Consider the following 24810-nt stretch of genomic DNA (forward strand, 5'->3'; position numbering starts at 1 on the left):
CGACATATCGGGTTCGAACCGATGACCTATACCTTGGCAAGGTATCGCTCTACCAACTGAGCTAATGTCGCAAACCACTTCTAACTTAGCAATCAATGTTCTGCTAGAAGCTTTCCCCTGACTGCGGAATGGCATTCTACCGAAATATGCCTAAGAGTCAACGAACAAAAGCGCTTTAATTGCAATAATATGACTGTTTGCTGTTAATTAGAGCAACAAGTATATTTTTTGATAATTAACGGCTTAAAACTGTTTAAACTGTAAGCTAGCCAAAGTGGTATCAAAGCTAACTCCGCTTGTTGATGCTCATAGAAACCTTTCAATAATTATCATCCCTGCCCTCATGCTCACTTGCTTGCTATAACTAGTTAGAGATTACATGCAAAAAAAAGCCCCGCTTAGCGAGGCTTTATTGTTACTTACTGAGCTGGTAAAGATTGATAATTCAATCCAAGCATCTTCTGCATTACACCAACTACCTGACAGCTATAACCAAATTCGTTGTCATACCATACATATAAGATAGCGCGATTACCGTCTGCAATTGTAGCTTGAGAGTCTACTACGCCAGCATAACGAGAACCTACTAAGTCACTTGATACGATCTCTGTTGATTCGGTGAAGTCAATTTGATTACGTAAAGGCGAGTTTAGTGCCATAGTACGTAGGTACTCATTGATATCATCTTTACTGGTTTCAGCATTTAGATTCAAAGAAATAATTGCCATTGAAACATTTGGGGTCGGAACACGAATCGCATTACCCGTTAACTTACCTGCTAGCACAGGCAGCGCTTTAGCCACGGCTTTAGCTGCACCGGTTTCAGTTATCACCATATTCAATGGTGCACTGCGACCACGACGGTCTGCTTTGTGATAATTGTCAATCAGGTTTTGGTCATTGGTATAAGAATGAATAGTCTCAACGTGACCATTCTCAATACCATACTTATCATCAACAGCTTTCAAAACTGGCGTGATAGCATTAGTGGTACAACTTGCAGCAGAAACAATCGTATCTTCATCTAGGATATCTGCTTCGTTAACACCGTATACGATATTTTTGATTGCACCTTTTGCTGGAGCAGTAAGCAATACCTTGGCCGCACCTTTAGACTTAAGGTGTAATCCTAAGCCGTCTTCATCTTTCCAGATCCCGGTATTGTCAACGACAAGGGCATTGTTAATGCCATATTGGGTATAGTCAATTTCATCTGGAGAGTTAGCATAGATGACTTGAATATATGTACCATTGGCGATAATTGCGTTGTTCTCTTCATCGACTTCAACTGATCCGTTAAACGGCCCATGTACGGAATCGCGACGCAGCAAACTAGCACGTTTCTCTAAATCACCTTTACGGCCGCCACGTAGAACAATCGCTTTCAAACGAAGCTTGTTACTTACACCAGTACGTTCAATTAACAGACGCGCCAATAGGCGACCAATTCGACCGAATCCGTATAGCACTACGTCTTTCGCTTCTTGAACATCTTCTAAATCAATAGCAGAAGAAAGTTCACGGCTCATATAAGCTTCGATTTGGCTAGCATCTTCATACTCGCGCCAGTAGTTAACAGCTAATTTTCCGATATCAACTTTACATTGCTTAACGGCTAACTTACTTAGCACTTCTACAAATGGAAAGCTTTCACGTAATCTTAGTTTTTCACCAACATGACGTCTTACTAGGCGATGAGATTTAATAATCTCAATCGTTGATGCATTTAAAAGTGGCTTACCGTATAAAACGACTTCTACACCTTGGTTACGATACAACTTACCTAGTAGCGGCTGCATAGCCTCCGCCATTTCGAAACGTTCTTGCCAGCTTTGTAGGTGCTTATCAGCGCTCATGTACAGATCCTTTATCTCACTTGATCGACTATTTTTAATAGAAATGTTTGAGTAGCAAAAGAAAAAGACTAATACTGTCGTTATAGACGAATAAGTCCTCTTGTTTGGTCGGCGCTATTGTAATGAAAAGTGACGTTTCGATCTAGTAAGATATTTTCCGTAACCATGTAATAATATTAGAAAAATATTGGCTTGGAGCCTGTTTTGAAGACAAATTTTGTAATAATTACATCATTTATTAGTTTATTCGCATTTTCAAGCCTAATTGGCTGTGATAATGGTGCTAATACCGCCACCATTTGTAAAAATAATCCTGAAATTTGTGCTGACTTGCATCGCGATAGTTGGTGTAGATTTGAAAAAGGTGATCTAATTCGTAAACGATATTTGCTAAAACAAACCCCAAACCCAACTGGAAAGCAAATATACAAACATCTTCTTAACCTGGAAAAGTATAACCAGTGCATTGAACTCGCCTCTGGTGTTCAACATATTTTGCATCCAGAGCGCACCAATGACAGAATGCGTGCCTATGGTCTAAGTGCTCAGAGTCTTGCCGAGCTACAAGCGACGACGAAAGGCTCTGATGATCTTTATTTATCCTTTTATCATTGGACCCGTTTTAGTGATGAGGCGGCACAAAGCCGAGTTTTAGACGCTGAGTTAAATGGACAGATCGATGAAATATTTATTCTCGCGCAACTCGCTGCCTACTATCAAAAGTTTGACGCCGTAAAAGCTAAGACACTGTACTTATCTGTCCTCGATAATGCGACCCAGCAAGAATTTAATCCAGATTGGCTACTTGGACTATCTAGCATTTACTATCAGCAAGGTCACTTTGAGCTTACTTATATCCTTTCAAAAGCCAACACCTTAATGTCAGACAGTAAAGCATCGACGGTCGACATGTTAGCGTTAATCAACAACGATACACAGTTACAGAAGTTTCTTGATAGCCAAGCAGAGGAACTGGTTGATCTCATCGAGTCTGGTGAGTTTAAACAAAGCCAACTAAGGTTAAAACTGGTTAATTAAAGTCAGCGGCTAAACATCTTAGTCACAGCTGATTTTCATCTAGGCAAAATGTTTGCCAAAAGTGATTTTTTTACAAAACTAACGGCCAAATTTGAAAGTAGTATCAAAGAATAAGTAAATATTGCCGAATAATTGCCTTTTTAACGTGAATTCAACCAATATTACTTGACGATAGCTGTCAATTTGGTAATTTTACTACCAGTTTAGTTTTATCATTTAACAGAGGGATATCAGATGACTATCCGCGTAGCGATTAATGGTTATGGCCGTATCGGCAGAAACGTACTCCGCGCTTTATATGAAAGCGAAAAAGAGTATCCAATTCAGATAGTAGCTATTAACGATTTGGGCGATGCCTCAATCAATGCTCATTTAACAAAGTACGATTCAGTTCACGGACGTTTTAACGCTAAAGTTGAACATGACGATGAAGCAATTTACGTCAATCAAGACAAAATCGTGACGTTTTCTGAGCGTGATCCAGCTAAACTACCTTGGGCTGAACTCAATGTAGACGTTGTGTTTGAATGTACGGGTATTTTCACGTCAAAAGAAGCTGTTCAACCACATTTAGACGCGGGTGCGAAGAAAGTAATCATCTCTGCGCCAGGCAAGAATGTTGATGCAACCGTAGTATACGGTGTCAACAACGACGAGATCACGGCTGATATGACCGTGATTTCCAATGCCTCTTGTACTACAAACTGTCTGGCACCGTTTGCTAAGCCATTAAATGATGAGATCGGTATTGAATCTGGCTTAATGACTACGATTCATGCGTACACTAACGATCAACGTTTATCAGATGTTTACCACACTGATTTGCGCAGAGCACGTGCGGCAGCAATGTCTATGATCCCAACCAAGACAGGTGCAGCAGCGGCTGTAGGTCTAGTAGTTCCTGAACTTGCGGGCAAATTTGACGGTATGGCTGTTCGTGTACCAACCGTAAACGTTTCGTTAGTTGACTTATCTTTCATTGCCGCTCGCGACACAACAGTTGAAGAGATCAATGCGATCATTGAGCGCGCTGCAAGCCAAGCACCTATGAGCGAAGTGCTAGCCGTGAACAAAGAGCCATTGGTTTCTATTGATTTTAACCATAATCCGTTCTCATCAAACTTTGATGCAACACAAACACGTGTTAACGGCCGCTTGGTTAAAGTAATGGCCTGGTATGACAATGAGTGGGGCTTCAGTAACCGTATGTTAGATAATGCAGTTGCATTAATGACAGCCAAATAACGCCCTAGTACCAAAAAAATTGGTACCAACACATTAGTACCAAAATATCACTATCTAAAAAAGCCAGTCAATTGACTGGCTTTTTTGTTGATCACAAGCGATTGTTTCTTAACTTGAAATTTGTCATCATTTTCAAAGGTTATCATCGATCCTATAGCTATTCTTGCCGGTGGCCTTTGCAACATACATTTGTCTATCTGCTAATGAAACCAGTTCATTAAAATCTAAGTCTGCTGACACCTCGCGCCACACCGCCCCAATACTAATAGTAATTTGAAGCAACCCAACATCAGTATTAAATTTTTCAGCTTGCACGCATTGCCAAACATCATGCACGAACGCTGTTAAATTTTGCTTGTTTATGTTGCTGACCAATAAAGCAAATTCTTCGCCACCAATTCTGGCAAAAACTTGCTCTGCTTTAGTCATGGCCGCGACTCGATTGGCTAACTTAGCAATGACCTGATCGCCAACTGGGTGACCATATTGATCATTTATCTTTTTAAAATCATCAATATCGAAAATCACTAAACCTACCGAAACAGCCTGCTGCATTTCACCTGAGGTTAACTTGTCAATAAAGCAGCGACGATTAGCAATCCCAGTTAACTGATCTTGCCAAGCAAGCTGGGTAAGCTCGGCATTTTTTACTTGTAGCTCTTGCGTTTTAAATGCAACGGCTCGGCGTAAATGTATGGTGTAGGACACTATGACCAATGCCAATATTAATGTTGCGAAATGCAGCCAATATCTAGGATAAATGGTTTCAATATGAAACCATTTCCTCTCAATTCTAGCGCGGTCATTATCGGTAATGTTGGCAAAACCCTGTGCAAGTTGATGATGTAGAAAATGGTTGTCTTGTTTAACTGCAGGCCTTACCGTGCCACTGTATAAATGTTTCACCGCGACAAACTTACTTGACTGCTTTTCGGTGTAGAGATAAAAATTAGCGACTTGATAGTCAGCAACAAACGCTGCAATTTTTCCGGCAAAAGCTGCACTTAGCATGAGTTCATTGTTAGCAAACTCAATCAAGGTTGTATTGGGGAAGTGTTGCTGCATATGCTCTTTTTCGTAGCCGCCACTGACTACCCCAACCTCGCCGCTTACTAAAAAGGATTCAACACTGGTTCCCAATAACGCGTTAGCAAAAAAGAGTTGAGTTTCTATGGTTATGAGGCCAGGTAGGTAGTCAAAAAACTGGTCACGTTGGTTTGACCATAATAAGCCCGCATGCACATCTGCTTTACCATTACGTACGAGTGCTAAAGATTGGTTCCAGTCAGTCAGTTTGAATTCAATATTGATGTTATTGATATCCCCATAGGCTTGCCAATAATCAATAAGTAAGCCTTGTGGCTGATTATTACTGTCAAGGTAGGAAAAGGGTTTCCAAGCTTTAGAGTTTGCAACTACGAGCGTCTCGTTAGAAGCACTTACCGTCATGCTACACGGCACTAAAAGACTAAAAATAAGTAATATCGGTTTGGTAAACCTCACCAAGCTGAGCATCCTAGTCATAGCAGAGTATATACATCCTGTTATATTGCTGTTCCCCAATAATTTATCACATTAAGCAATCACTTAGCGGACTTTACATTTTTTCCATCTTTTGTATTACGGCTGCGCAAAAGGTGTAATGAAAATGAGTCTCAGTTTTCATCGCAATTGCTTATCTTTTCAGTACTAGTAAAGCGGTTTAACTATATAAATTTAATCTGGAAAACTACCACCCCAGTACTAGGATTAAATAAATTAACCTGCTAGGAAACTGTTATGAAAGGAAACCCGAAAGTGGTAAGTGCACTTAATCAGGTGTTAACTGTAGAGCTAACCGCCATTAACCAATACTTTCTCCATGCGAGAATGTTCAAAAATTGGGGTTTAGAAGAACTAAACGAAAAAGCCTACAAAAAATCCATACTTGATATGAAGCAAGCCGATAAAGTGATCGAGAGAATTCTATTTCTCGAGGGACTTCCTAATCTGCAACAACTCAATAAACTGCGCATAGGCGAACATACTGAAGAGATGATCGACTGCGATATGACCTTACAAATGGAAGAAATAGACCTGCTAACTCAACATATTGCCCTATGTGAAGCAGAACAGGACTATGTTTCTCGTGAGTTATTGGAAGAGTTATTAGAAAAAGAACAGGACTATGTAGACTGGATTGAAGCGCAACAATTCTTAATTTCGCAAGTCGGTATAGAGAATTATCAACAGTCGATGATGGAGGATTAATATGAAAGGTAGCCAATTGGTCATAGATCACCTTAATCAGCAACTGACTCTGGAATTAACCTCCATGGATCAGTACCTCGCCCATAGCAAAATATATGAAGACTGGGGTTTGCATAAACTTGCACACAAACTGGCCCACGAATATGAAGAAGAGTTAGACCATGCGAAGAAACTGATAGAGCGTATTTTATTTTTAGAAGGTACCCCTGATACCGCGAGTCGCCAAGCCATTCATGTGGGCGATAACGTCAAACAGATGCTAGAGAATGACCTAGCCGCTGAGCGCGTGGTTGCAGCGAGTCTCACTAAAATTATTACCGTGTGTGAGCAAGAAAAAGATTACGTTACCAGAGAAATCCTTGAAACGCTCTTGGATGACACCGAAATGGATCACATCTATTGGTTGGAGCAACATTTAGGACTGATCGATAAAATTGGTCTACAAAATTATATTCAATCACAAATGAGCGAAACACCATAACGATTGGGGCTAATGACAAAGAGCCAGGACAATCTGGCTCTTTGAATCACTCAGCTTAGTTAACCGTAGTACTCATTGCCTCTTCTATCATCATTAGCCCGTGGTCTAAGTAACTTAATAGAATTGCTTCTTCCTGAAACTGTAACTGCGCTGTGATTACAAATCGATACAACTCTAAACACTCACTTTTATTAGATAGCAATTTACGTTGCCTATCTATATTACTTTCCAACTCACTCGGCATTAACAGGTTGGAAGTAAGCGTTAAGTGATTAACAATGAGTGTTTTTAACTCAAAAGCCTTGGTTTGAGTTGCTTTATATGCCCTAGCCTGTTCACTAACAGAATTGATAATGACACTGTCAACTGCCGACTGATAATTGTCTTGTAGCATTGGCTAACCTCAAGGTAATAGACTTAGTAAGGCTATTATCTGTGGCCAATACTGAATGAATGCTTAACCACTAATGTTGCACACACTTAATTAGTTTGATTTGCGACCAAGTTCACATTCAATGATGCTAGTTAAGTACGGTATATCCGCGATTAGTCATACAATTACGCATAATGAGCTTTTGTTCTTCTTCGTGGGCTTTTTTGTTATTACGCTTATCACTATTACGCTGTAAAAATCCGCCGGCAAGGCCGATTGCTGCGCCTGTTTGTGCTCCACTGGTTCCACTACCACCTGATATTGCTCCCGCGGCGGCACCAACAGCAGCGCCTTTGGCTGCGCCTGACACCATACCACCGCCAGCTTGTTCCAATTTAGCCTGGCTTGCTAGCTCACTACATTGATGATGATCGTAGATATAGTCTTTTTCATCGACATTACTCTTATCCACTACAATATTAGCAGTGGCATGACCAGAGATAAGTGAAGCAAAACATAAAACTAAAATGGCTCTCATTAAACACTCCTCAGAATAAACTCAGTGTTGAGTTTGTTACATGGGGGCTAGCCTACTAGGATAAGCCTGTATAGAAGCTTAATGTGATTAACTTTTGTTATTCTATAACGGTTAGAAGCGCTTAATTCTCACTACTTTCATGATTTCAAAGTCAAACCCGGCGACGTTTTCCGTTTCTGGGTAGTAGGTCATGTTAACTTTCTGGCCTTGCAGTGAACGAAAACGCTTAGTACGTTTAAACTTAAACGGTGCATCGCAGCCTTCTATCATTACCGTATGCTGAACCCAATCATCCACATCTCTTTGCGTATGGGATAAGATTTTTACACCTTCGGAATGCACCAATTGCTTATGTTTATCCAACATTTGATCAACGACGTGTTTCATGGTCTTCCTTAGGGTTAAATTGGGAGCTACACATTATAGAAGATTTTAAGAAAAATCTCCTCAACCATATTTATCCATTAACCAAGCATAATGATAGTAAGCTCTTTGCCCCACACGTCGTAATCGACTAAAAGGAAAAGCGGGCAAAGGTTGTTGGTATAAGGGTAATGCCGGTACTGCTTCACCAACCACTGACTGCGCAAGTCGATATGCCGCCTGGGCGCTAAAAGACACGCCTGCCCCACAATACCCAATACTATAAGCGGTATGCTGTTTATGATAAACGTGAGGCATATCGTCAAGCGCAGCAGCGATCCATCCGGTCCAATTAAAGTCTATTTGACTGTGCCTTAATTGGGGAAAAGCTTCTATCATCGCTTTATGTAATCGGCGAGCATATTTAGGATCATCACTCTCACTGCCATTTATTGCACCTCGGCCGCCAAACAACAGCCGATTATCCGGTAATAAGCGGTAATAGTACTTTAATCTACGCGTATCCATTGCCATTTGATGAGTAGAAATCCCTGCTGCTGTTAATACATCATCACTAAGTACATTCGTTACAATGACATTGCTCAGTATGGGTAAATAGCGATTATCTAAACCAGAGTTAAACCGCTTTGGCGTATAGGCGTTGCCTGCACTAATCACAGTGTTAGCTTGAACTTTGCCATTTGGTGTCGTGAGAATATGACCTGAATCAGTTGAATACCAGCCTGTTACCGGAGTTTGTTCATATAAGGCGATACCAAGCTTCGCTAACAGTGTTCGATAACCTAAAGCTAATTTGAGAGGGTTAATACCAAAGCCATCTGGGTACCGCATTGCGCCATACGATTGTGAATGCGCCATATATTGTTGTTTAAAGCGCTCAGCAACAATAAATTCTGCTTTACCGCCAAGAGATTGGCTGACAAATTCCGCTGCGGTTTGTAATTGAGTAACTTGCTTTCGGTTATGAGCAATTTTCAAATAACCTTGCTCTTGCTTATCGCAGGCAATATGGTTGTCTTGAATCAACCCATCCACTCGTTCTACAGCTTGGGTAAATTCGTTATAAATGCCTTTTGTTACTTCTAAACCCCACTTTTTAGCCATTTGACCGTAACCGACTCGACCAGAGCCCTTAAGAACAAAGCCAGCGTTTCTACCGCTGGCACCAAAACCAACTTGATTGGCTTCTAGCACAACGCAATCTATATTAAATTGGCTTGCTAAATAATAAGCTGTCAACATGCCGGTATAGCCGGCGCCGATAATCGCAACATCCGCTTTAATGGTGCCCGCCAGCGGTTCGTGACTTTGGGGTTGAACTACTGTACTCGCCCAATAACTGTTTGGCCACGCTTGGTTGCTAGGGAAATCATTAATTAACGGATCGTATTGGCACTTAGGTAACATTGACATATCAAAACACCAAAACCATTTCGCATGCACTGCAGTGGCAATCTTTGCCACATATTACACAAAGGTAGTCTGGATGATCAGGTGTATTATTCCAACGTTTGGGGTGTTTTTTTATCAACTTGCCGCCTGCGCTGGTGAAATAGCCTACAGCAGAATTGTTAGGGCTTTCCTGCCATAAGTGGCTAACTCCTCCAAGGGCGCCCTGCTTTTTCGCAGCTTCGATGGAAGCGTTCAAAAGTTGCTTACCTATTCCTTTACCACGAACACTCTCATCCACGGTATTACATTTAAAGTAACACATTTTATTTGCCGCAAAAGGCCATCTAGCTGGAGTACACCACTTATCTAATGGCCATTGGCCCGCCGCATAAGTTAATCTAAAACCTACAATTTCTTGGTTAATAACGGCAACATAATTTGCACTAACTCCATCGCTAAAAGCCAATTGTTGTATTTTTTTAAGACTATCAACATCGAGATAGCCTTCACCGTGAACACGATTGCCTAGTTGGATAACATCATTAAAATCGGTTTCGAGTAATGGTCTTATTATTGTATGCATCTTCAGCCTATTAAATGATGGTGACGTTCTACCAAGGTATTGGTTGACCATCGTAATTGATAAATTGCCCAGATTGGTCGATCGTTAAATCTTCTAGCACTCGGGTCATACCAGCAACTGACTCTTTTGTGGTAATCAACGCATTAGGTCCGCCCATATCAGTTTGCACCCAACCTGGATGCAGCGCGATACAGGAAACCCCCATGGAATTAAGATCTAACGCTAAACTTTTAACAACCGCATTTAATGCGGCCTTAGAAGAACGGTAAATATAGGAACCACCGCTTGTATTATCAGCCATACTGCCCATTTTAGAACTAATACAGGCAATGACTGCTGGTTGCTTGGTATTAAGCTTAGGCAATAATGCCTCAACGACTTTTAGTGGGGCAATGGTATTAATTTGCAGCACTTTTAACCATTCATCGACATCGGTTTCACCTAGACGGTATCCTTTCGGGCCATAGTAACCTGCATTATTAATCAATAAATCAACACTGCTATCGTCGATACTTGCTGAAAACTCGCTGATTGATTCCGCGCAGGTCACATCTAACCGACGAATAGACAGATTTGAATAGTTATCTAGCAACTGATGCAGCTGATCTTGACTATCTATTTTTCTGCAACATGCTGTCACTTTTAAATCACGCTTTAGATAGTGGCGGACTAATTCTAAACCTATGCCTCTATTAGCGCCGGAAATAACAACATGTTTTGTCACGGGATAACTCCGAATTAGGTAATCTGATGGTGTGGATAGATTAAGGAAATATTGACTAATTGCAACGATGACAACTAAGTAATCCGCTACAGTCTGCTATTTTACCTACCGTGATGTGCCAGAAAAACGAAAATAAGTTCGGTGATCTTGTCATTAAACAAATCCTCTAAATCGCTCAAGTCTCCACCTAGTACCTCGACAAGCTTGATGGCCTGCTGGCGGCTAATTTTCTTGTCTAAAACCCTATATTCAAATTCAGGCAGCGACTTATCATAGCGAGGTAAAGGTATCCAATTCACCAGTTTAGGATGAAATAACTTAAGCTCTTCATAAGCATGCTTACAAAATGATTCGACCAACTCAGCGCCATTGGGCCCTAGGCATCCAGGCTCGATTCGGCACCACATAGTTATCTTACTGACTCTTTTCATAAAGACATTAGCAAATCAATTAAAGCCAAATTTGATAATAAGTATAGCCCGAGCCTAAACAAAGTCTGGGCACACGCTATAAAACCTCACTATTTATCTTTGCTTCTCCATTTACCTGCGGTTTAGTTTTTGAGAATATCAGCTAAAACTCGTTAAAAGTCTTTAATCTTGAACTATCTTACGCAATATTTGATCAGACATCGTCATCAACACCTGCAGAAACTTCAGCCGCTATGGAGCAACTACGGTAGCATCGATAAATACCAATTAAACCAACAAGCAGTGGTGATTAAATCGATAAGTGCGCCCGATAGTAAGGCCCATCCAAGGGGCTGGCATACAGATATAGGTCATCAACGAAAGTTGGCCTCCTATCAAGTAGAGAAAAGTTGGTACCAATACCATCAAGGTAAGCAGGCTATTCCTTACGTTATGCCTGAGCTAATAGATTTTATTGCTGGTGCTCACGAAGATGAGTTTTCTCTCGTACTTAGCGATCTCGATGATATGGGATATAGCTTAAGGTCAGCATCTGGCAATATCGCGCAACTCAAACCTATGATTGTTTGGTTAGCCAAACTTCATGGATATTATCTATGCTCATCAATCAGTGAACGGCCAAACATTAACATATGGGCACAAGGCAATTATTGGCATCTTGAAACTCGGCCTGAAGAGTTCCGCTCGATGGCAGCTTGTCCGTTAAAGCAACACGCGCAGCAAATCAGTCAGAAACTGACAAGCTGTCAATACCAAACTATCATCCACGGAGATGCAAAAATTGCTAATTTCTGCCTAAAAAGGGACCTTAGCCAAGCAGTAGCTGTGGATTTTCAATACATCGGTTTTGGTGTCGGGGTGACCGATTTGGTTTATTTACTAGGAAGTAGCTTAGATGGGTCACAACTTGCAGAGCATGCTTCAACATTGACTGAGTTCTATTTTGAGCAACTTGCCGCCAGCCTGAAATCATCAAGCATTAACTTTATTGAATTAAGGCAGCAATGGAGAAGCTTAATTCCTTTTGCTTTTGCGGATTTTGAACGGTTTTTAGCTGGCTGGGCTCCCACTCACAGCAAGCGTAACTCATTTACTGACGATATGGTCCAACAAGCTATTACTGAACTTCAGCATAGTTAGTGCTTTTATTGCCAAAAGTTATTTAGTGTAATCTGGTTTAAGGTATAGACTCAGCTATAGAGAGCACACAGCGCACGTGAATAGGCAAACGCCACTTAGAGGGACACCTCAATACCACGTGAACTTGGCTCTCTTTTTATTTGATGCAATATAGTCAGTTGTTTTTGTTACAATAAGCATGCTTTAATCATAGTCATGTTGACAGGCATGGAGAGCTTAATGACTAATTTGCGCCAAAAATACCACCCACTCATCTTCTTGATATTACTACTACCTGTCTCTAGTACTGCGAGTGAAGTACTTTTTATACACAGTTACCACCTCGACTACCCATGGGTAAAGGAATACCGGCAAGGTTTTCTTGACAACGTTAAAACTAATAACGTTATTGAGCACCAGATGGACACCAAACGTATAGCTGAAACCCAATTCAATCAAGCTGCGGATGATGCCATTGCCATGATAGGTTTGGTTAGTCCTAAAATCGTTGTCATCGCCGATGACAATGCACTAAGACTCGTTGGTCCTGTCGTTGTACAAAAAAACATTCCACTGATATTTTTAGGCATCAACAATAACCCGCGCAATTATATCAAGCTATCCAATAACATTAGCGGCGCTCTCGAAAGACCCCTGCTGAAGCGGTCAGTATCTAGTTTGAAAAGTTTGCTACCAGAAACCAGTAGTATATTGGTAATGATGGACAACAATCCAACATCTTACGCCATCCTAGCAACCTCTTTTGATAATAAATTCAAACAGACTATTGCAGGCATAAACGTTGAAACCCAGTTATTCGAAACATTTGATGATTGGCAATCTGCATTAAAGCAAAGCAAAACCAAAGGCTTTGACGCTGTCATCATCGCTAACTATGCAGCCTTACGTAACAAGATTGGGCAAAATGTAAGTCTAGATGAGGTAAGTCAATGGACCAGTGCGCATAGCCCCGTTCCACTGTTTGCATTTTGGGATTATTCGATCGGCAAAGACAAGGCCATAGGAGGGCTTACCATTAATGGCTACCAACAAGGTGCAGAAGCTGCAAACAAAGCCAATCACTTTTTTAAATACGGCAGCCTGCCGAGTATCAGCACGCCAAACCGAGGCGAGTTAGTTTATAGCCAAGCTCAACTTGATAAATGGCAGATTAGTTTACCTGAAAATATTAAGCGTCGAGCCAAACTCGTTCCTTAATTCAACTCCCCTGTATTACAGAGCTGACATACATCTTTACATAATCTAGCTTTAACAAATGCCACAACTCTATAACATGGCAAACTAATTATACTTTCGCCGATTTATCAGCTGGGAAACCAGCTATTAGCTTCAATAAGAGGACCGATTTGTGGCTACTCGTAAACAGATGATCTTACCTATTATCGTACTTGCCGTTGGTATAGGCGGTTTTGTTGCTATCTCTTCAATGAAAAAACCGCCAGCAGAAAAAGAGGAAGTAGATAACACCCCTATCGTGGCTTACACAGAAGTCGTTAAAGCACCAATGAACTATTCAGTTAGCTCCTACGGTTTAGTTAAAGCCAAGTATGAAACTGAACTCGTTTCCCAGGTCAATGGTGAAATATTGTACTTGTCAGAGCAGTTTGTCCGTGGTGGCTTTGTTAAGAAAGGGACGGTACTGGCTAAAATCGATCCAAGCGATTATGAAGCGAATTTACTCGATGCTGAAGCTGCGGTTGCTTCGGCAAAAGCCACACTCGTACAAGAACGCGCGTTTGGTAAAGTGGCCGAAGAAGAGTGGAAACGTATTGAAAACGGAATCCCGACCGAATTGAGTCTTCGTAAACCACAGCTCGCGCAAGAGTTAGCTAAGCTTAACTCTGCAGAAGCGGGATTGAAAAGAGCAAAACGTGATTTAGAAAGAACATTAATCAGAGCACCTTACGATGCCCTAATTGAGTCACGGCAAATTGGTTTGGGCTCCTATGTCGCAAAAGGGAGCATGCTAGGTAAAGTGTATTCAACCGATGATGCCGAAATTCGTTTACCAATAGGTGACAAGGAGATACGTTACCTCACTAATCGCGGCCAAAATGCAAACGTGACAATTACTGGTGATTACGCAGGTGAAAAACACCAATGGCAAGCCACTATCGTTCGCAGCGAAGGGGTAATCGACGATAACAGCCGTATGACTTATTTGGTTGCTGATGTTAAAGACCCCTATGGCCTAGTTAGTGAGAAAAAACAGCTTCGTTTCGGTACCTATGTCACTGCTGAAATTCAAGGCTCACAAGCAGGATCGGTTACCCGTATTCCAAGGCACTTAGTGGTTGCAAATCAAGTTGCCGTGATCAGCAGTGATAATAAACTTAAATACCAAACCGTCGATGTGCTACGTCAAGTCGGCTCAGAGGTCATCATCGCTGATGGGCTTGAGTCAGGCATGAAAGTGATTACCTCTGCATTAGACTATCCGGTTGAAGGTATGGCTGTCGCGCTGATGGGCGATGAATCAAATCCACAAGACATTGACAAAGACACTGACACTCAACTCGCAATGGAAGATAAGGAGTAATGGCAGTGACTGATACTAACAAAGGGATTATCGCTTGGTTTGCCCGCAATAGTGTTGCTGCAAACTTGTTGATGATCATTATTATCATCGGTGGGTTGCTCACGGCCAATACCATACGTAAACAGTTTTTCCCCCAAGTAGACATCAACTGGGTTGAATTCAGTGCATTTTACCCTGGCGCTGCGCCTCAAGAGGTAGAAGAAGGCATAACCATTAAAGTTGAAGAAGCGTTAGAAAGTGTACAAGGCTTAAAGCGGGTGATCACCTATTCAGACCGCAACGCTGCCCGCGGCTACTTTCGTATCGAAGACTCCTATGACCCCCAAGTTGTACTCGATGAAATTAAATCAGAAATTGATTCGATATCAAGCTTTCCTGATGGTATGGAGCGCCCTAGAGTCGAACGCATTAAAATCCGCCAAGAAGTATTTTATATCAGCCTTTATGGCGATCTCAGTCATAAGCAGCTAAAACAGCTTGGTGAAACGATACACGATGAATTGATGCAGTTGCCGTTGGTCAATATTACCGACTTTTATGGAGGCTTAGGCTACGAAATCGGTATTGAGGTCAGCAAAGACAAACTACGTGAATATGGCTTAAATTTTAACGATGTCGCCAATGCAGTCCGGGGCTACTCTCGAAATATGTCTGCTGGGCAAATTCGCGCCGAAAACGGATACATTAATTTACGTGTGCAAAACCAAGCCTATGTTGGCTACGAGTTTGAAAACCTGCCTTTAATCACATTGCAAGATGGTACTAACCTGCTTTTAGGCGATGTGGCCAAAGTGATTGATGGGTTTGAAGAAGGCATTCAGTATTCCAAGTTTAATGGCAAAAACTCTGTAACCTTCTTTGTTGGCGCGTCAAAAGATCAAAGTATGACCGACGTTGCTGAAGTCGTTAAGCGCTATGTGGAGGAGAAGCAAGCAGAGTTACCTGAAGGCCTTAAACTTGAGACATGGGTCGATATGACCTACTACCTAGAAGGCCGCCTTAACTTAATGCTCGATAGCATGAAAAGCGGTGCGGTATTAGTCTTTTTAATGTTGGCGTTGTTTTTGCGGGTGCGTTTAGCTTTTTGGGTCATGATGGGTTTACCGGTATGTTTCCTCGGTACCTTACTATTCATGCCAATGTCGATGATTGATGTGACCATTAATGTAATAAGCCTATTCGCGTTTATTTTGGTGTTAGGTATTGTGGTTGATGATGCAATCGTGATGGGAGAAAGCGCCCACAGTGAATGCGAAAAACACGGCCAAAATATCGACAACGTGATTCGTGGTGTTCAAAGAGTCGCCATGCCGGCAACATTCGGCGTACTGACGACAATCGCCGCATTCCTGCCACTCACTCTCGACGACGGTCCTTCCTCTGCATTTGGTAAAGCAATTGGTTTTGTAGTGATCCTATGCCTGCTGTTTTCCCTCGTTGAGTCTAAGCTCATCTTGCCTGCCCACTTAGCAAGAATGAAGCAAAAAACGCAAGTTCAACCTGGCTCTAAAAACCCTATCGACTGGTTACGCCTAGGAGTTAACTTTTTGCAAAGTAAGGTAGATAACGGGCTGCAACATGTGATCCAAAACATCTACCGTCCTAGCCTCGCTGCGGGAGTAAAGTACCGTTATACCGTGATCATGGTATTTTTCAGTCTCATCTTACTTTGTGCGGGAATGTATAGTGGTGGCATCATTCGCTATATTGGCCAACCTAAAATCCCCCACGACTTCCCTCGCGTCAATCTAGAGATGAACGTCGATGCGTCAGAACGAGCCACGCTATCCGGCGCGTTAGCGATAGAAAAGGCGCTTAAAAAGGTCGATAGTGACCTTGAGGCGCAATACGGTCAGAAGATGATTTCAGATATTCAGGTGGATCTGCGCGGTCGTACCAATGCTGAAGTCATGACCAAGTTAGTGGATCCAGAACTACGCCCGATTAATACCTTTGAGCTAGCGGAATTGTGGCGCAGAGAAATGCCGCTTATTCCTGGTATGAAGTCATTTACCATTCAAGACAATCTCTTTGGTGGTGGTCGAGATGATGGTGACATTAGCTTTAGATTAGAAGGTAAAAATGATGCACAGCTAGTTGCTGCAGCAAAAGAGCTTAAAGACAAGCTTAATACCCTACAAGGTGTTGGAGATGTAAACGATAGTCGCCAATCGAGCGCTAAAGAAGTTCAATTTGAACTTAAACCCCTCGCTCATGGTCTGGGGCTGACATTAGCCAACATTGCATCACAAGTTAGTCACAGCTTTTATGGGTTAGAAGCACAGCGCATTATCCGTAACGGTGAAGAGATTAAAGTAATGCTACGTTACCCAGAGGAGCAACGTAACTCTATCGCGCAAGTTCATGAAGTGATGATCCAAACACCACTAGGCGCAGAAGTTCCGCTATCAGAAGTCGCTGAAATTCATGTTACCCAAGGGGTAAGTGGTATTCGTCGTGAAAATGGTAACCGCACCATTAATGTATGGGGCTCGGTCGATGCAGACCAAGCAGAGCCTTTCAAATTGGCACAAGACATTAGAGACAACTTTATCCCAGACCTACTCAAACGCTATCCTTCGGTTAAAAGTGAGGTCGCAGGCAATATCCAAGAGCAAATGGAAAGCGCCAGCACGCAATTGCGCGACTTTGTTATTTCACTCATGGTGATTTATAGCCTTCTTGCTGTGCCTCTAAGGTCTTATTCTCAACCACTGATGATAATGGCGGTAATACCATTTGGTGTGATTGGTTCAGTCATGGGCCATAAAATACTGGGAATTGATTTAAGTGCACTTTCTTTGTTTGGCATCATCGCTGCTGCAGGTGTTGTGGTGAATGACTCATTAGTCATGGTTGACCACATCAACAAAGCAAGGGCGGCCGGTGTTGAAATGAAGCGAGCCGTTTTAGATGCGGGATGTCGTCGTTTTAGAGCCATTTTGCTGACCTCGTTAACCACCTTTATCGGACTGGTGCCAATCATGACAGAAACCAGTATGCAGGCAAAAATGGTTATCCCAATGGCGGTATCTTTAGCCTTTGGTGTACTGTTTGCCACTGTGGTGACACTCATGCTTATCCCATGCTTATATTTAGCGATAGAGGATATCAAGCGTCAGTTTACCCGTTTAATAGACCTATATCGCCCTACCAGCAGCCAAGCGGTAGACGTGAAATAGCGCGCAAAGATAAAATTTAACAAACTAAACACGCTTTAAGCGAGTTATTAAAAAGCCCACTTTCTAAGTGGGCTTTTTTATTAGTCATATAGCAATTGCTACTTGGCTGTCATCGACAGCAAACAAATACAACTGAGGCTAAGTAACCCAAAAAAAGGAAACAGGCGCGAGCGCCCTACTCCATAACAATAACTGTCTAAAACCCATTTTCGTCAATAGCCGATGAAAATGTTTTTACTAAAAACCTATATGATGTCTTATAAAAATAGCGGCTCAATTGTTGATAAGTTTGCGTTTGATATTGAAGAACGAAAATAGGTAGAGTGATAGCGGACCTAAACGATAGGAACCCTGGGTTCATTTAAATAGAACGAAAAAAGGCTACTCTTTCGAGTAGCCTTTTTCCTAAATATGGCGGAGAGATAGGGATTTGAACCCTAGACGGGCTATAAACCCGTGCCGGTTTTCAAGACCGGTGCATTCGACCACTCTGCCATCTCTCCGAACGCGGCGAATAATATAAGCCTAAAGGCCGTTTGTAAAGCTTTAATTCAACACTTTATTCCAAGCGGTTAAGTTACCATCAATCTTGTTTATTCACCTGTTCAGATAGTGCAATCCTAGCTGGATCTGGCTTGGTGATGTGCTGTGAGATTGCCTTCCAACTTTTTAGTAGACTCACTTGATAACCAAGTAACACCCCAAAAGCACACACAACAATACCAATGCCAATTGCTACCGTTGTATGTTCAGCGAACATTGCAACTATGCTTGATGCACCAAAGGCGATACTGATTTGCAAGAAGTTCTGTAACCCTGCCGCTTTCGTCGCATCTTCTTTAAAGGTTTGCAGTGCATTATTAACAACGATGGGATAGATTGCACCGTTCGCTGCTGCCAGTACCGCAAATATCGCCAGTAGTGGAATCAAACTATTGGTGTCAATGAGTAAAGTCACCGCTGCAATCGCTGCCACGCAAAAGAAAAACAGACCAAGCAAAAGTTTTAACGCGACCTCTGCACCGAACTTGCGTATCAGTACTTTACCGCTGTAACCACCAACGATGAACATGATTGTTTGTGGTATAAAGCTAAGGCCAATTTCATTAGCACTATAGCCATAATGCTCCATCGCGATCGGCCAGACAGTTAAATAAGAGAAAAATGCGCCTGAACACGCACCAAAAATAGCGACGTTACCAACATAACGTGGTGATTTAAGGAGCTGCCAATAACTTCGACCTTGACTAACTTGATGGTTGTCGGCAATCGTTTCCTTATCAACAAAAAAACTTGTCGCTGCAACTAACAGTATCGCTAACACTGTTAACAGAATAAAAATAGCCTGCCAACCTGCCAAACCTAACACAAACGCGCCCAGTAACGGCGCCAATGCTGGTGAAAGTGCGACCAACGGCATGATGTTAGAAAACACTTTTTGTGCTTTTTCGGCATCATACTTTTCAATGACTATCGCCTGCCAAATCACACCGGCACTGCAAGCACCAATCGCTTGTAAGAAACGCGCGGCATTAAATACTGCAATAGATTCAGCAAACGCTAACACGGTGCTCGCTAACGCAAAAAGACCAAGTCCGAAAATTAAACCATTACGTTTACCAACACGTGCCACCAAAGGGCCATAGATGAGTTGACCAATCGCTAAACCTGCCAAAAAAGCAGTTAACGAACCGGCAACTTGAGATGCGCTTGTTTGTAACGAAACCTCAATTGATTTGAAGGCAGGAAGGTACATATCTGTCGCAACAAATCCTAGCATGCTTAGTAATGCTAAATAGCCTAAAAACACGTAGTACTGGGTTTTAGAAAACACTTTCATTAAAATATTACACTAACTTGAAAAACAGAACGCGCAGTCTAAAGACTTGATAAATGAAAGTGAAACGTTTATTTTTGCTTAGAGCTTTCAATTTTTCTCACAGCAAAGGACTGACATCAATGTTTTCTGAACAAACCATGCAACTAATTGATATGGTTGCCAGAGTTGGTAGCTTTACAGCCGCTGCTAACAAACTGCATAAAGTTCCCTCAGCGGTAAGCTATGCTGTTAAACAAGTAGAGGAAGAACTAGGGGTTATATTATTTGAACGCCATCATCGCAGTGTGAGCTTAACCCCAGCAGGAGAACACTTCGTCAAGCAAAGCCGCCTTATGCTGACAAATATAGCGTCACTAAGAGAAGATACTCAGCGCGTGGCCAATGGTTGGCAACCAACGCTATCCATTGCATTAGATAATATTGTACGTGCCGACAAGCTTAGTGCCCTAATTGCAAACTTTTATCGTAACTTTGACAATGTTGAGCTGATTATTCGAATAGAGGTGTTCAACGGTGTATGGGAAGCAATAGCCAGTGGTCGAAGTGACATAGCAATTGGCGCAACAACAGCAATCCCAGTTGGTGGGGATTATCATTTCCGCGATATGGGAGAGATAGAATGGGCATTTTTAGTCAGCAAAAATCACCCATTGGCAGAGATTGAAGGCCCGTTAAAAGATGAAATGCTAAAGCAATACCCTTCCATATGCTTAGAGGACACATCACGAGAGATCCCCAAGCGCATGACCTGGCTGTTAGAAAATCAGCGACGACTAGTCGTTCCTGACTGGATTCGAGCGATCAATTGCTTTAGAGAAGGCCTAGGCATTGGTTATATGCCAATGCATTTTGCCGAGCCCTTCATTCAATCTGGCGCCTTAGTTCAAAAGCAACTAGATCGCCCTAAAGCGCCTAGCCCTTGCTGTCTAGCATGGAATAGTGCCAATCAATCTCCAGCAATGAAATGGGTATTAGAATACCTCGGCGATACAGAGAAACTGCAAAGAGACTGGTTTAACTAGTCAATAAACCGCGACAACGCTTTAAGTCCTAAACGAGCTAAGGTATGATTTCAGTAATTTATTGTCTAAAGTGAATTGTGCAACTCATGCATAGCGCTTAGTAAATTTAAGGTTAATGGAGACCAGTAATGAGACAAGAGACGCTTCACGCTAGCCAAAGTTCAACAATGGAAGTGAACAAGCTACTGAAAAATACCTATATGTTACTTTCGATGACATTGGCCTTTTCAGCTGTTTGCGCTGCATTAGCCATGGCGATGCAAATTGGGCCTATGATGTCGATTGGCCTATCGCTAGGCAGCCTAGTATTGTTGTTTGTGACACTGAAAAAAGCAGAAGGCGCATCTGGTCTAATCTGGATTTTCGCTTTCACCGGTATGCAAGGAGCATCACTCGGTTACATACTCAATCATTACGCAGGCTTGGCAAATGGTCCGCAGTTGATTATGCAAGCGTTTGGCCTTACATCAGTCGTTTTTGTCACCCTATCAGCCTATGCCATCACCACTAAGAAAGATTTCTCTTTCATGCGTGGCTTTTTACTTGCTGGTTTAGTTATCGCCATCGTAGCGGGTATCGCCAACATCTTCATCGGCAGCGGTGTAGTGTTTATGGCACTTAATGCAGGTATTGCACTTTTGATGACCGGTTTTATTTTGTACGATACCAGTCGCATTGTGAATGGCGGCGAAACTAACTATATCCGTGCTACCATCGCGCTATTTCTAGATTTCTTAAACTTATTTGTTTCTATCTTGCACTTAATGGGTATGGGTAACGACGATTAATCCCAATTTTAAAAACAGATAGTATAAAATGGCTCCCTTCGGAGCCATTTTTCATTACAGATACCTAAAGCTATATAAGTGACAATGAGTAAACTCATCATTCAAGTTAATCAACCCGCTTATGGCAAACAAACTAGCTATACAGCATATAAATACACTGAAGCAGCGCTCAAGCAGGGCCATGAAGTGATTTGTGTATTCTTTTATCAAGACGGCGTACACAACAGCTCAGCCTTACATCTACCTGCATCGGATGAATTTGATTTGGCAGGCGCTTGGCAGGAACTTAGCGAACGACACAATGTTAAACTAGTTAATTGCGCGTCAGCGGCCCTACGTCGTGGGATAATTTCACAAGCCGAAGCTCAAGATAACCAGCTGCCTCACTGGAACCTTCACAATCGATTTACCATGGGCGGTTTAGGTGAGCTTGTCACTGGCATTGAGCATGCCGATCGTTTAATCAGTTTTTAAAGTAGGTTAACTTAGATGAAGAAGTTGCTAATCATTTTTAGACACAGCCCCCAAGGCGGCAGCGCTAGTCGCGAAGGGTTAGATGTCGCTTTACTGAGTGCGACGTTTGAGCAGCAAGTCACTATTTTATTTTGTGATGAGGGTGTCTATAACTTACCCAAACAACAAGCAGCATTAACTGGCAACCGTGATTTTTTATCTACTTTTAAAGCGTTACCTATGTATGATATTGACAACGTATACGCCTGCCAATCAAGCTTAAAGCGTTATGGCGTTGATGCGGGTCAAAGCCCCTTTTCTGTGGATGTTATTAATGAAGCAGCCATTAAACAGCAAATTAATCAGGCAGATGAGGTATTAGTATTTTGAACGTACTACATCATATCTCAACATCAACAAACCAAGACAATGCGTTAGCTGTTTGCCTTGCTTATGTTCAGCAAGATGACACCATTGTATTAAGTGGAGATGCTGTTTACCCATTAGCACAAGGTCTTCAACAGCATGACTATCTGCATCAGTATAGCGTCAAATTAATTGAAAATGATGTTGTGGCCCGCGGGCTTAGCGAACATTACCAAAACCATCAGCTTATTAGCTATGATGAGTTTGTATCATTAACCCTAGTTCATAAGAAGGTCATTAGCTGGTGAACCATATCGAAGTTGCAGGGCAACAACTAGCCACAGATAAACAAGGATACTTGCTTGATAGCCAGGTTTGGACTGAACAAGCCGCCCAAGTTATCGCTGCGAAAGAAAATATCACTCTAACGGAAGCCCACTGGGAAGTCGTTAATTTTGTTCGGGAGTTTTATCTTGAATACAATACCAGCCCAGCAATTAGAGTGCTGGTTAAGGCGATGAAGCAGTCATTCGGAGAAGAGAAAGGCAACTCCAAGTATCTTTATAAATTATTTCCTGTTGGACCTGCTAAGCAAGCAACTAAAATCGCTGGCTTACCTAAACCGGCTAAATGTATTTAATCAAGATATAAAAAAACCTAGCTATGGCTAGGTTTTTTATTAGGTGCTTATGTCAGATTTTGTAATACCACCCATAAGGCTTCGCCAAAGGTGGCAAACATGATTCCGCCAAAGACACAAATGACCGCTACATAAGCAAGCCACTGAAAATAGCGACTTCCCTTATTCATCATTCATTTCACAACTACTCGACTAACACTGCCCCGATTGACCGTGATACATCACTTAACTGCCTTGTGATATATCACGGAACTGGTTTTAACCAATAACCTCTGTACCGCCCATATAAGGGCGTAATACTTCCGGTACTGTGATTGAGCCATCTGCATTTTGGTAGTTTTCTAATACCGCTACTAAGGTACGACCTACCGCCAAGCCTGAGCCATTTAGCGTATGCAGCAAAGCAGGCTTTTTAGCTGCCTTCGCCTTGTACCTTGCTTGCATGCGGCGCGCTTGGAAATCCTGCATATTGCTACAAGATGAGATTTCACGGTAGGTTTTTTGTGCTGGAAGCCAAACTTCAATATCAAAAGTCTTAGCTGCACCAAAGCCCATATCGCCAGTACATAGGACTACAGTGCGATATGGTAAGCCCAATTTTTGCAATACTGTTTCAGCGTGCCCTGTTAATGCCTCTAAAGCCGCCATTGACTCTTCAGGCTTAACCAGTTGAACTAACTCAACTTTATCAAATTGATGTTGGCGAATTAGACCACGTGTGTCACGACCATAAGATCCGGCTTCACTACGAAAACAAGGGGTGTGTGCAGTGAGTTTAACCGGCAATTCCGCTTCATCAATAATAGTATCTCGCGCAATATTGGTTAGCGGTACCTCTGCTGTTGGAATAAGGCTTAGGCCCTGCCCCTCTTCTGTCGCAGGCTTAGTATGAAATAGATCTTCACCAAATTTAGGTAACTGTCCCGTGCCTAACAGACTATCTTCATTGACCAACAATGGCACATAAGTTTCAGTATAACCGTGCTCCGTGGTATGAAGATCTAACATAAACTGGCTTAACGCACGATGTAAACGAGCAATCTGCCCCTTCATAATAATGAAGCGAGAACCGGTTAACTTAACGGCATTTTTAAAATCTAGCCCCTGAAGTGTTTCACCTAAATCAACATGATCTTTAACCTCAAAATCAAATTGTTTTGGTTCACCCCATTTACGGATTTCTACATTTTCGTTTTCGTCAGCTCCAATAGGCGCTGATTCATCAGGTAAGTTTGGTACGCTCATCGCAATACCGTTAAGCTCTTCCAATAGCACGCTAAGCTCTGCTTTTTTGGCATCCAATTGCGCACCAAGATCGCCCACTTTCGCCATGATTGGCGCAATGTCTTCGCCTTTAGCCTTAGCTTGACCGATAGACTTCGAGATCGCATTACGAGAAGCTTGTAACTCTTCGGTAGCCACCTGTAGTGACTTACGTTTGTCTTCTAATTTACTCAGACGATCGACATCTAAAATAAATCCACGGGTCGCTAGGCGCTCTGCTGTAGTTGCGAGTTCAGTTCTCAAAAATTTTGGATCTAACAT

25 protein-coding genes and 1 tRNA gene are annotated in these 24810 nt (G+C 42.1%); 14 read left to right on the forward strand and 12 right to left on the reverse strand.

Translation table 11 applies throughout. The features are described from left to right. Positions 1-419: 419 nt before the first annotated feature. Positions 420-1856: a glyceraldehyde-3-phosphate dehydrogenase gene (locus ACHUFW_RS06870; protein ID WP_394201725.1), complete on the reverse strand. Its 1437-nt coding sequence runs from the start codon at positions 1854-1856 to the stop codon at positions 420-422. Positions 1857-2060: 204 nt separating this feature from the next. Here ACHUFW_RS06870 and ACHUFW_RS06875 point away from each other — a divergent pair, with 204 nt between their 5' ends. Together ACHUFW_RS06875 and gap are read left to right on the forward strand one after the other, a co-directional pair. Beyond that, positions 2061-2894 (forward strand): DUF2989 domain-containing protein, encoded by an 834-nt coding sequence (locus tag ACHUFW_RS06875; protein WP_394201726.1) that lies wholly within the window; start codon positions 2061-2063, stop codon positions 2892-2894. A gap of 234 nt (positions 2895-3128) precedes the next feature. Further along, entirely contained in the window at positions 3129-4139 is a 1011-nt protein-coding gene (gene gap, locus ACHUFW_RS06880; protein ID WP_394201727.1) for a type I glyceraldehyde-3-phosphate dehydrogenase, read from the forward strand. A gap of 132 nt (positions 4140-4271) precedes the next feature. Here the strand turns inward: gap and ACHUFW_RS06885 are convergent, their stop codons facing one another. Then, complete coding sequence (locus ACHUFW_RS06885) at positions 4272-5588, reverse strand: transporter substrate-binding domain-containing diguanylate cyclase (RefSeq protein WP_394201729.1); 1317 nt, start codon at positions 5586-5588, stop codon at positions 4272-4274. 330 nt (positions 5589-5918) lie between these two features. Between ACHUFW_RS06885 and bfr (ACHUFW_RS06890) the strand changes: the two genes are divergently transcribed. Both bfr (ACHUFW_RS06890) and bfr (ACHUFW_RS06895) read left to right on the forward strand, forming a co-directional pair. Then, positions 5919-6389 carry a bacterioferritin gene (gene bfr, locus ACHUFW_RS06890; protein WP_394201731.1) on the forward strand — a complete coding sequence of 157 codons (471 nt, stop codon included), beginning with the start codon at positions 5919-5921 and terminating at the stop codon, positions 6387-6389. Position 6390: 1 nt separating this feature from the next. Then, positions 6391-6870, forward strand: a complete 480-nt coding sequence (bfr, locus tag ACHUFW_RS06895) for a bacterioferritin (protein WP_394201733.1) — start codon at positions 6391-6393, stop codon at positions 6868-6870. A gap of 55 nt (positions 6871-6925) precedes the next feature. On the opposite strand, the gene ACHUFW_RS06900 is transcribed toward bfr (ACHUFW_RS06895), so the two are convergent. The 7 genes from ACHUFW_RS06900 to ACHUFW_RS06930 form a co-directional block, all read right to left on the reverse strand. Further along, the gene (locus tag ACHUFW_RS06900) at positions 6926-7264 is read right to left on the reverse strand and encodes a hypothetical protein (protein ID WP_394201734.1); all 339 of its coding nucleotides are present in this window, start codon (positions 7262-7264) and stop codon (positions 6926-6928) included. A 127-nt stretch (positions 7265-7391) separates the two neighbouring features. Beyond that, complete coding sequence (locus ACHUFW_RS06905; RefSeq protein WP_394201735.1) at positions 7392-7781, reverse strand: glycine zipper family protein; 390 nt, start codon at positions 7779-7781, stop codon at positions 7392-7394. A gap of 111 nt (positions 7782-7892) precedes the next feature. After that, positions 7893-8168: a hypothetical protein gene (locus ACHUFW_RS06910; RefSeq protein WP_394201737.1), complete on the reverse strand. Its 276-nt coding sequence runs from the start codon at positions 8166-8168 to the stop codon at positions 7893-7895. Positions 8169-8228: 60 nt separating this feature from the next. Then, positions 8229-9578 (reverse strand): NAD(P)/FAD-dependent oxidoreductase, encoded by a 1350-nt coding sequence (locus ACHUFW_RS06915; RefSeq protein WP_394201738.1) that lies wholly within the window; start codon positions 9576-9578, stop codon positions 8229-8231. A 1-nt stretch (position 9579) separates the two neighbouring features. Further along, the gene (locus ACHUFW_RS06920) at positions 9580-10140 is read right to left on the reverse strand and encodes a GNAT family N-acetyltransferase (RefSeq protein ID WP_394201740.1); all 561 of its coding nucleotides are present in this window, start codon (positions 10138-10140) and stop codon (positions 9580-9582) included. A 28-nt stretch (positions 10141-10168) separates the two neighbouring features. Then, positions 10169-10864 carry an SDR family oxidoreductase gene (locus ACHUFW_RS06925; protein WP_394201741.1) on the reverse strand — a complete coding sequence of 232 codons (696 nt, stop codon included), beginning with the start codon at positions 10862-10864 and terminating at the stop codon, positions 10169-10171. A 101-nt stretch (positions 10865-10965) separates the two neighbouring features. After that, complete coding sequence (locus ACHUFW_RS06930) at positions 10966-11271, reverse strand: hypothetical protein (RefSeq protein WP_394201743.1); 306 nt, start codon at positions 11269-11271, stop codon at positions 10966-10968. A gap of 192 nt (positions 11272-11463) precedes the next feature. Between ACHUFW_RS06930 and ACHUFW_RS06935 the strand changes: the two genes are divergently transcribed. The 4 genes from ACHUFW_RS06935 (at position 11464) to ACHUFW_RS06950 (ending at position 18156) form a co-directional block, all read left to right on the forward strand. Next, entirely contained in the window at positions 11464-12435 is a 972-nt protein-coding gene (locus tag ACHUFW_RS06935) for a phosphotransferase (RefSeq protein ID WP_394201744.1), read from the forward strand. Between the two features lie 219 nt (positions 12436-12654). Then, entirely contained in the window at positions 12655-13632 is a 978-nt protein-coding gene (locus tag ACHUFW_RS06940; protein ID WP_394201745.1) for an ABC transporter substrate-binding protein, read from the forward strand. Positions 13633-13783: 151 nt separating this feature from the next. Beyond that, entirely contained in the window at positions 13784-14974 is a 1191-nt protein-coding gene (locus tag ACHUFW_RS06945) for an efflux RND transporter periplasmic adaptor subunit (protein WP_394201747.1), read from the forward strand. A 5-nt stretch (positions 14975-14979) separates the two neighbouring features. Then, entirely contained in the window at positions 14980-18156 is a 3177-nt protein-coding gene (locus tag ACHUFW_RS06950; protein WP_394201749.1) for an efflux RND transporter permease subunit, read from the forward strand. A 412-nt stretch (positions 18157-18568) separates the two neighbouring features. Here the strand turns inward: ACHUFW_RS06950 and ACHUFW_RS06955 are convergent. Continuing rightward, positions 18569-18659, reverse strand: a tRNA-Ser gene (locus ACHUFW_RS06955). A gap of 80 nt (positions 18660-18739) precedes the next feature. After that, a complete protein-coding gene (gene punC / locus ACHUFW_RS06960) occupies positions 18740-19996 on the reverse strand; it encodes a purine nucleoside transporter PunC (RefSeq protein ID WP_394201751.1) in 1257 nt (418 codons plus the stop codon). Positions 19997-20115: 119 nt separating this feature from the next. Between punC and punR the strand changes: the two genes are divergently transcribed. The 6 genes from punR to ACHUFW_RS06990 all read left to right on the forward strand — a co-directional run bounded on the left by punR (position 20116) and on the right by ACHUFW_RS06990 (position 23265). Further along, positions 20116-21018: a DNA-binding transcriptional activator PunR gene (gene punR / locus ACHUFW_RS06965; protein WP_394201752.1), complete on the forward strand. Its 903-nt coding sequence runs from the start codon at positions 20116-20118 to the stop codon at positions 21016-21018. Between the two features lie 128 nt (positions 21019-21146). Beyond that, positions 21147-21806, forward strand: a complete 660-nt coding sequence (locus ACHUFW_RS06970; protein WP_179024708.1) for a Bax inhibitor-1/YccA family protein — start codon at positions 21147-21149, stop codon at positions 21804-21806. An 84-nt stretch (positions 21807-21890) separates the two neighbouring features. After that, a complete protein-coding gene (gene tusD / locus ACHUFW_RS06975) occupies positions 21891-22280 on the forward strand; it encodes a sulfurtransferase complex subunit TusD (RefSeq protein ID WP_394201754.1) in 390 nt (129 codons plus the stop codon). A 15-nt stretch (positions 22281-22295) separates the two neighbouring features. Then, on the forward strand, positions 22296-22649 hold the full coding sequence (gene tusC / locus ACHUFW_RS06980) for a sulfurtransferase complex subunit TusC (protein ID WP_394201756.1): 354 nt from the start codon (positions 22296-22298) through the stop codon (positions 22647-22649). Next, complete coding sequence (gene tusB / locus ACHUFW_RS06985; RefSeq protein WP_394201757.1) at positions 22646-22933, forward strand: sulfurtransferase complex subunit TusB; 288 nt, start codon at positions 22646-22648, stop codon at positions 22931-22933. Before tusC ends, tusB begins: the two co-directional genes overlap by 4 nt. Then, entirely contained in the window at positions 22927-23265 is a 339-nt protein-coding gene (locus tag ACHUFW_RS06990) for a TusE/DsrC/DsvC family sulfur relay protein (protein WP_394202250.1), read from the forward strand. Before tusB ends, ACHUFW_RS06990 begins: the two co-directional genes overlap by 7 nt. Positions 23266-23523: 258 nt before the next feature. Here ACHUFW_RS06990 and serS read toward each other — a convergent pair whose 3' ends face one another. Beyond that, the gene (gene serS / locus ACHUFW_RS06995) at positions 23524-24810 is read right to left on the reverse strand and encodes a serine--tRNA ligase (protein ID WP_394201759.1); all 1287 of its coding nucleotides are present in this window, start codon (positions 24808-24810) and stop codon (positions 23524-23526) included.

It is taken from the genome of Shewanella waksmanii, from assembly GCF_043643685.1.
GTDB classification, from domain to species: Bacteria; Pseudomonadota; Gammaproteobacteria; order Enterobacterales; family Shewanellaceae; genus Shewanella; species Shewanella waksmanii_A.

Excerpts from the sequence above, each read along its gene's own strand:
- ACHUFW_RS06870 (WP_394201725.1), bottom strand. The coding sequence starts at position 1,856 with ATGAGCGCTGATAAGCACCTACAAAGCTGGCAAGAACGTTTCGAAATG.
- gap (WP_394201727.1), top strand. The coding sequence starts at position 3,129 with ATGACTATCCGCGTAGCGATTAATGGTTATGGCCGTATCGGCAGAAAC.
- ACHUFW_RS06885 (WP_394201729.1), bottom strand. The coding sequence starts at position 5,588 with ATGACGGTAAGTGCTTCTAACGAGACGCTCGTAGTTGCAAACTCTAAA.
- bfr (WP_394201731.1), top strand. The coding sequence starts at position 5,919 with ATGAAAGGAAACCCGAAAGTGGTAAGTGCACTTAATCAGGTGTTAACT.
- bfr (WP_394201733.1), top strand. The coding sequence starts at position 6,391 with ATGAAAGGTAGCCAATTGGTCATAGATCACCTTAATCAGCAACTGACT.
- ACHUFW_RS06900 (WP_394201734.1), bottom strand. The coding sequence starts at position 7,264 with ATGCTACAAGACAATTATCAGTCGGCAGTTGACAGTGTCATTATCAAT.
- ACHUFW_RS06905 (WP_394201735.1), bottom strand. The coding sequence starts at position 7,781 with ATGAGAGCCATTTTAGTTTTATGTTTTGCTTCACTTATCTCTGGTCAT.
- ACHUFW_RS06910 (WP_394201737.1), bottom strand. The coding sequence starts at position 8,168 with ATGAAACACGTCGTTGATCAAATGTTGGATAAACATAAGCAATTGGTG.
- ACHUFW_RS06915 (WP_394201738.1), bottom strand. The coding sequence starts at position 9,578 with ATGTCAATGTTACCTAAGTGCCAATACGATCCGTTAATTAATGATTTC.
- ACHUFW_RS06920 (WP_394201740.1), bottom strand. The coding sequence starts at position 10,140 with ATGCATACAATAATAAGACCATTACTCGAAACCGATTTTAATGATGTT.
- ACHUFW_RS06930 (WP_394201743.1), bottom strand. The coding sequence starts at position 11,271 with ATGTGGTGCCGAATCGAGCCTGGATGCCTAGGGCCCAATGGCGCTGAG.
- ACHUFW_RS06940 (WP_394201745.1), top strand. The coding sequence starts at position 12,655 with ATGACTAATTTGCGCCAAAAATACCACCCACTCATCTTCTTGATATTA.
- punC (WP_394201751.1), bottom strand. The coding sequence starts at position 19,996 with ATGAAAGTGTTTTCTAAAACCCAGTACTACGTGTTTTTAGGCTATTTA.
- punR (WP_394201752.1), top strand. The coding sequence starts at position 20,116 with ATGTTTTCTGAACAAACCATGCAACTAATTGATATGGTTGCCAGAGTT.
- ACHUFW_RS06970 (WP_179024708.1), top strand. The coding sequence starts at position 21,147 with ATGAGACAAGAGACGCTTCACGCTAGCCAAAGTTCAACAATGGAAGTG.
- tusD (WP_394201754.1), top strand. The coding sequence starts at position 21,891 with ATGAGTAAACTCATCATTCAAGTTAATCAACCCGCTTATGGCAAACAA.
- tusC (WP_394201756.1), top strand. The coding sequence starts at position 22,296 with ATGAAGAAGTTGCTAATCATTTTTAGACACAGCCCCCAAGGCGGCAGC.
- serS (WP_394201759.1), bottom strand. The coding sequence starts at position 24,810 with ATGTTAGATCCAAAATTTTTGAGAACTGAACTCGCAACTACAGCAGAG.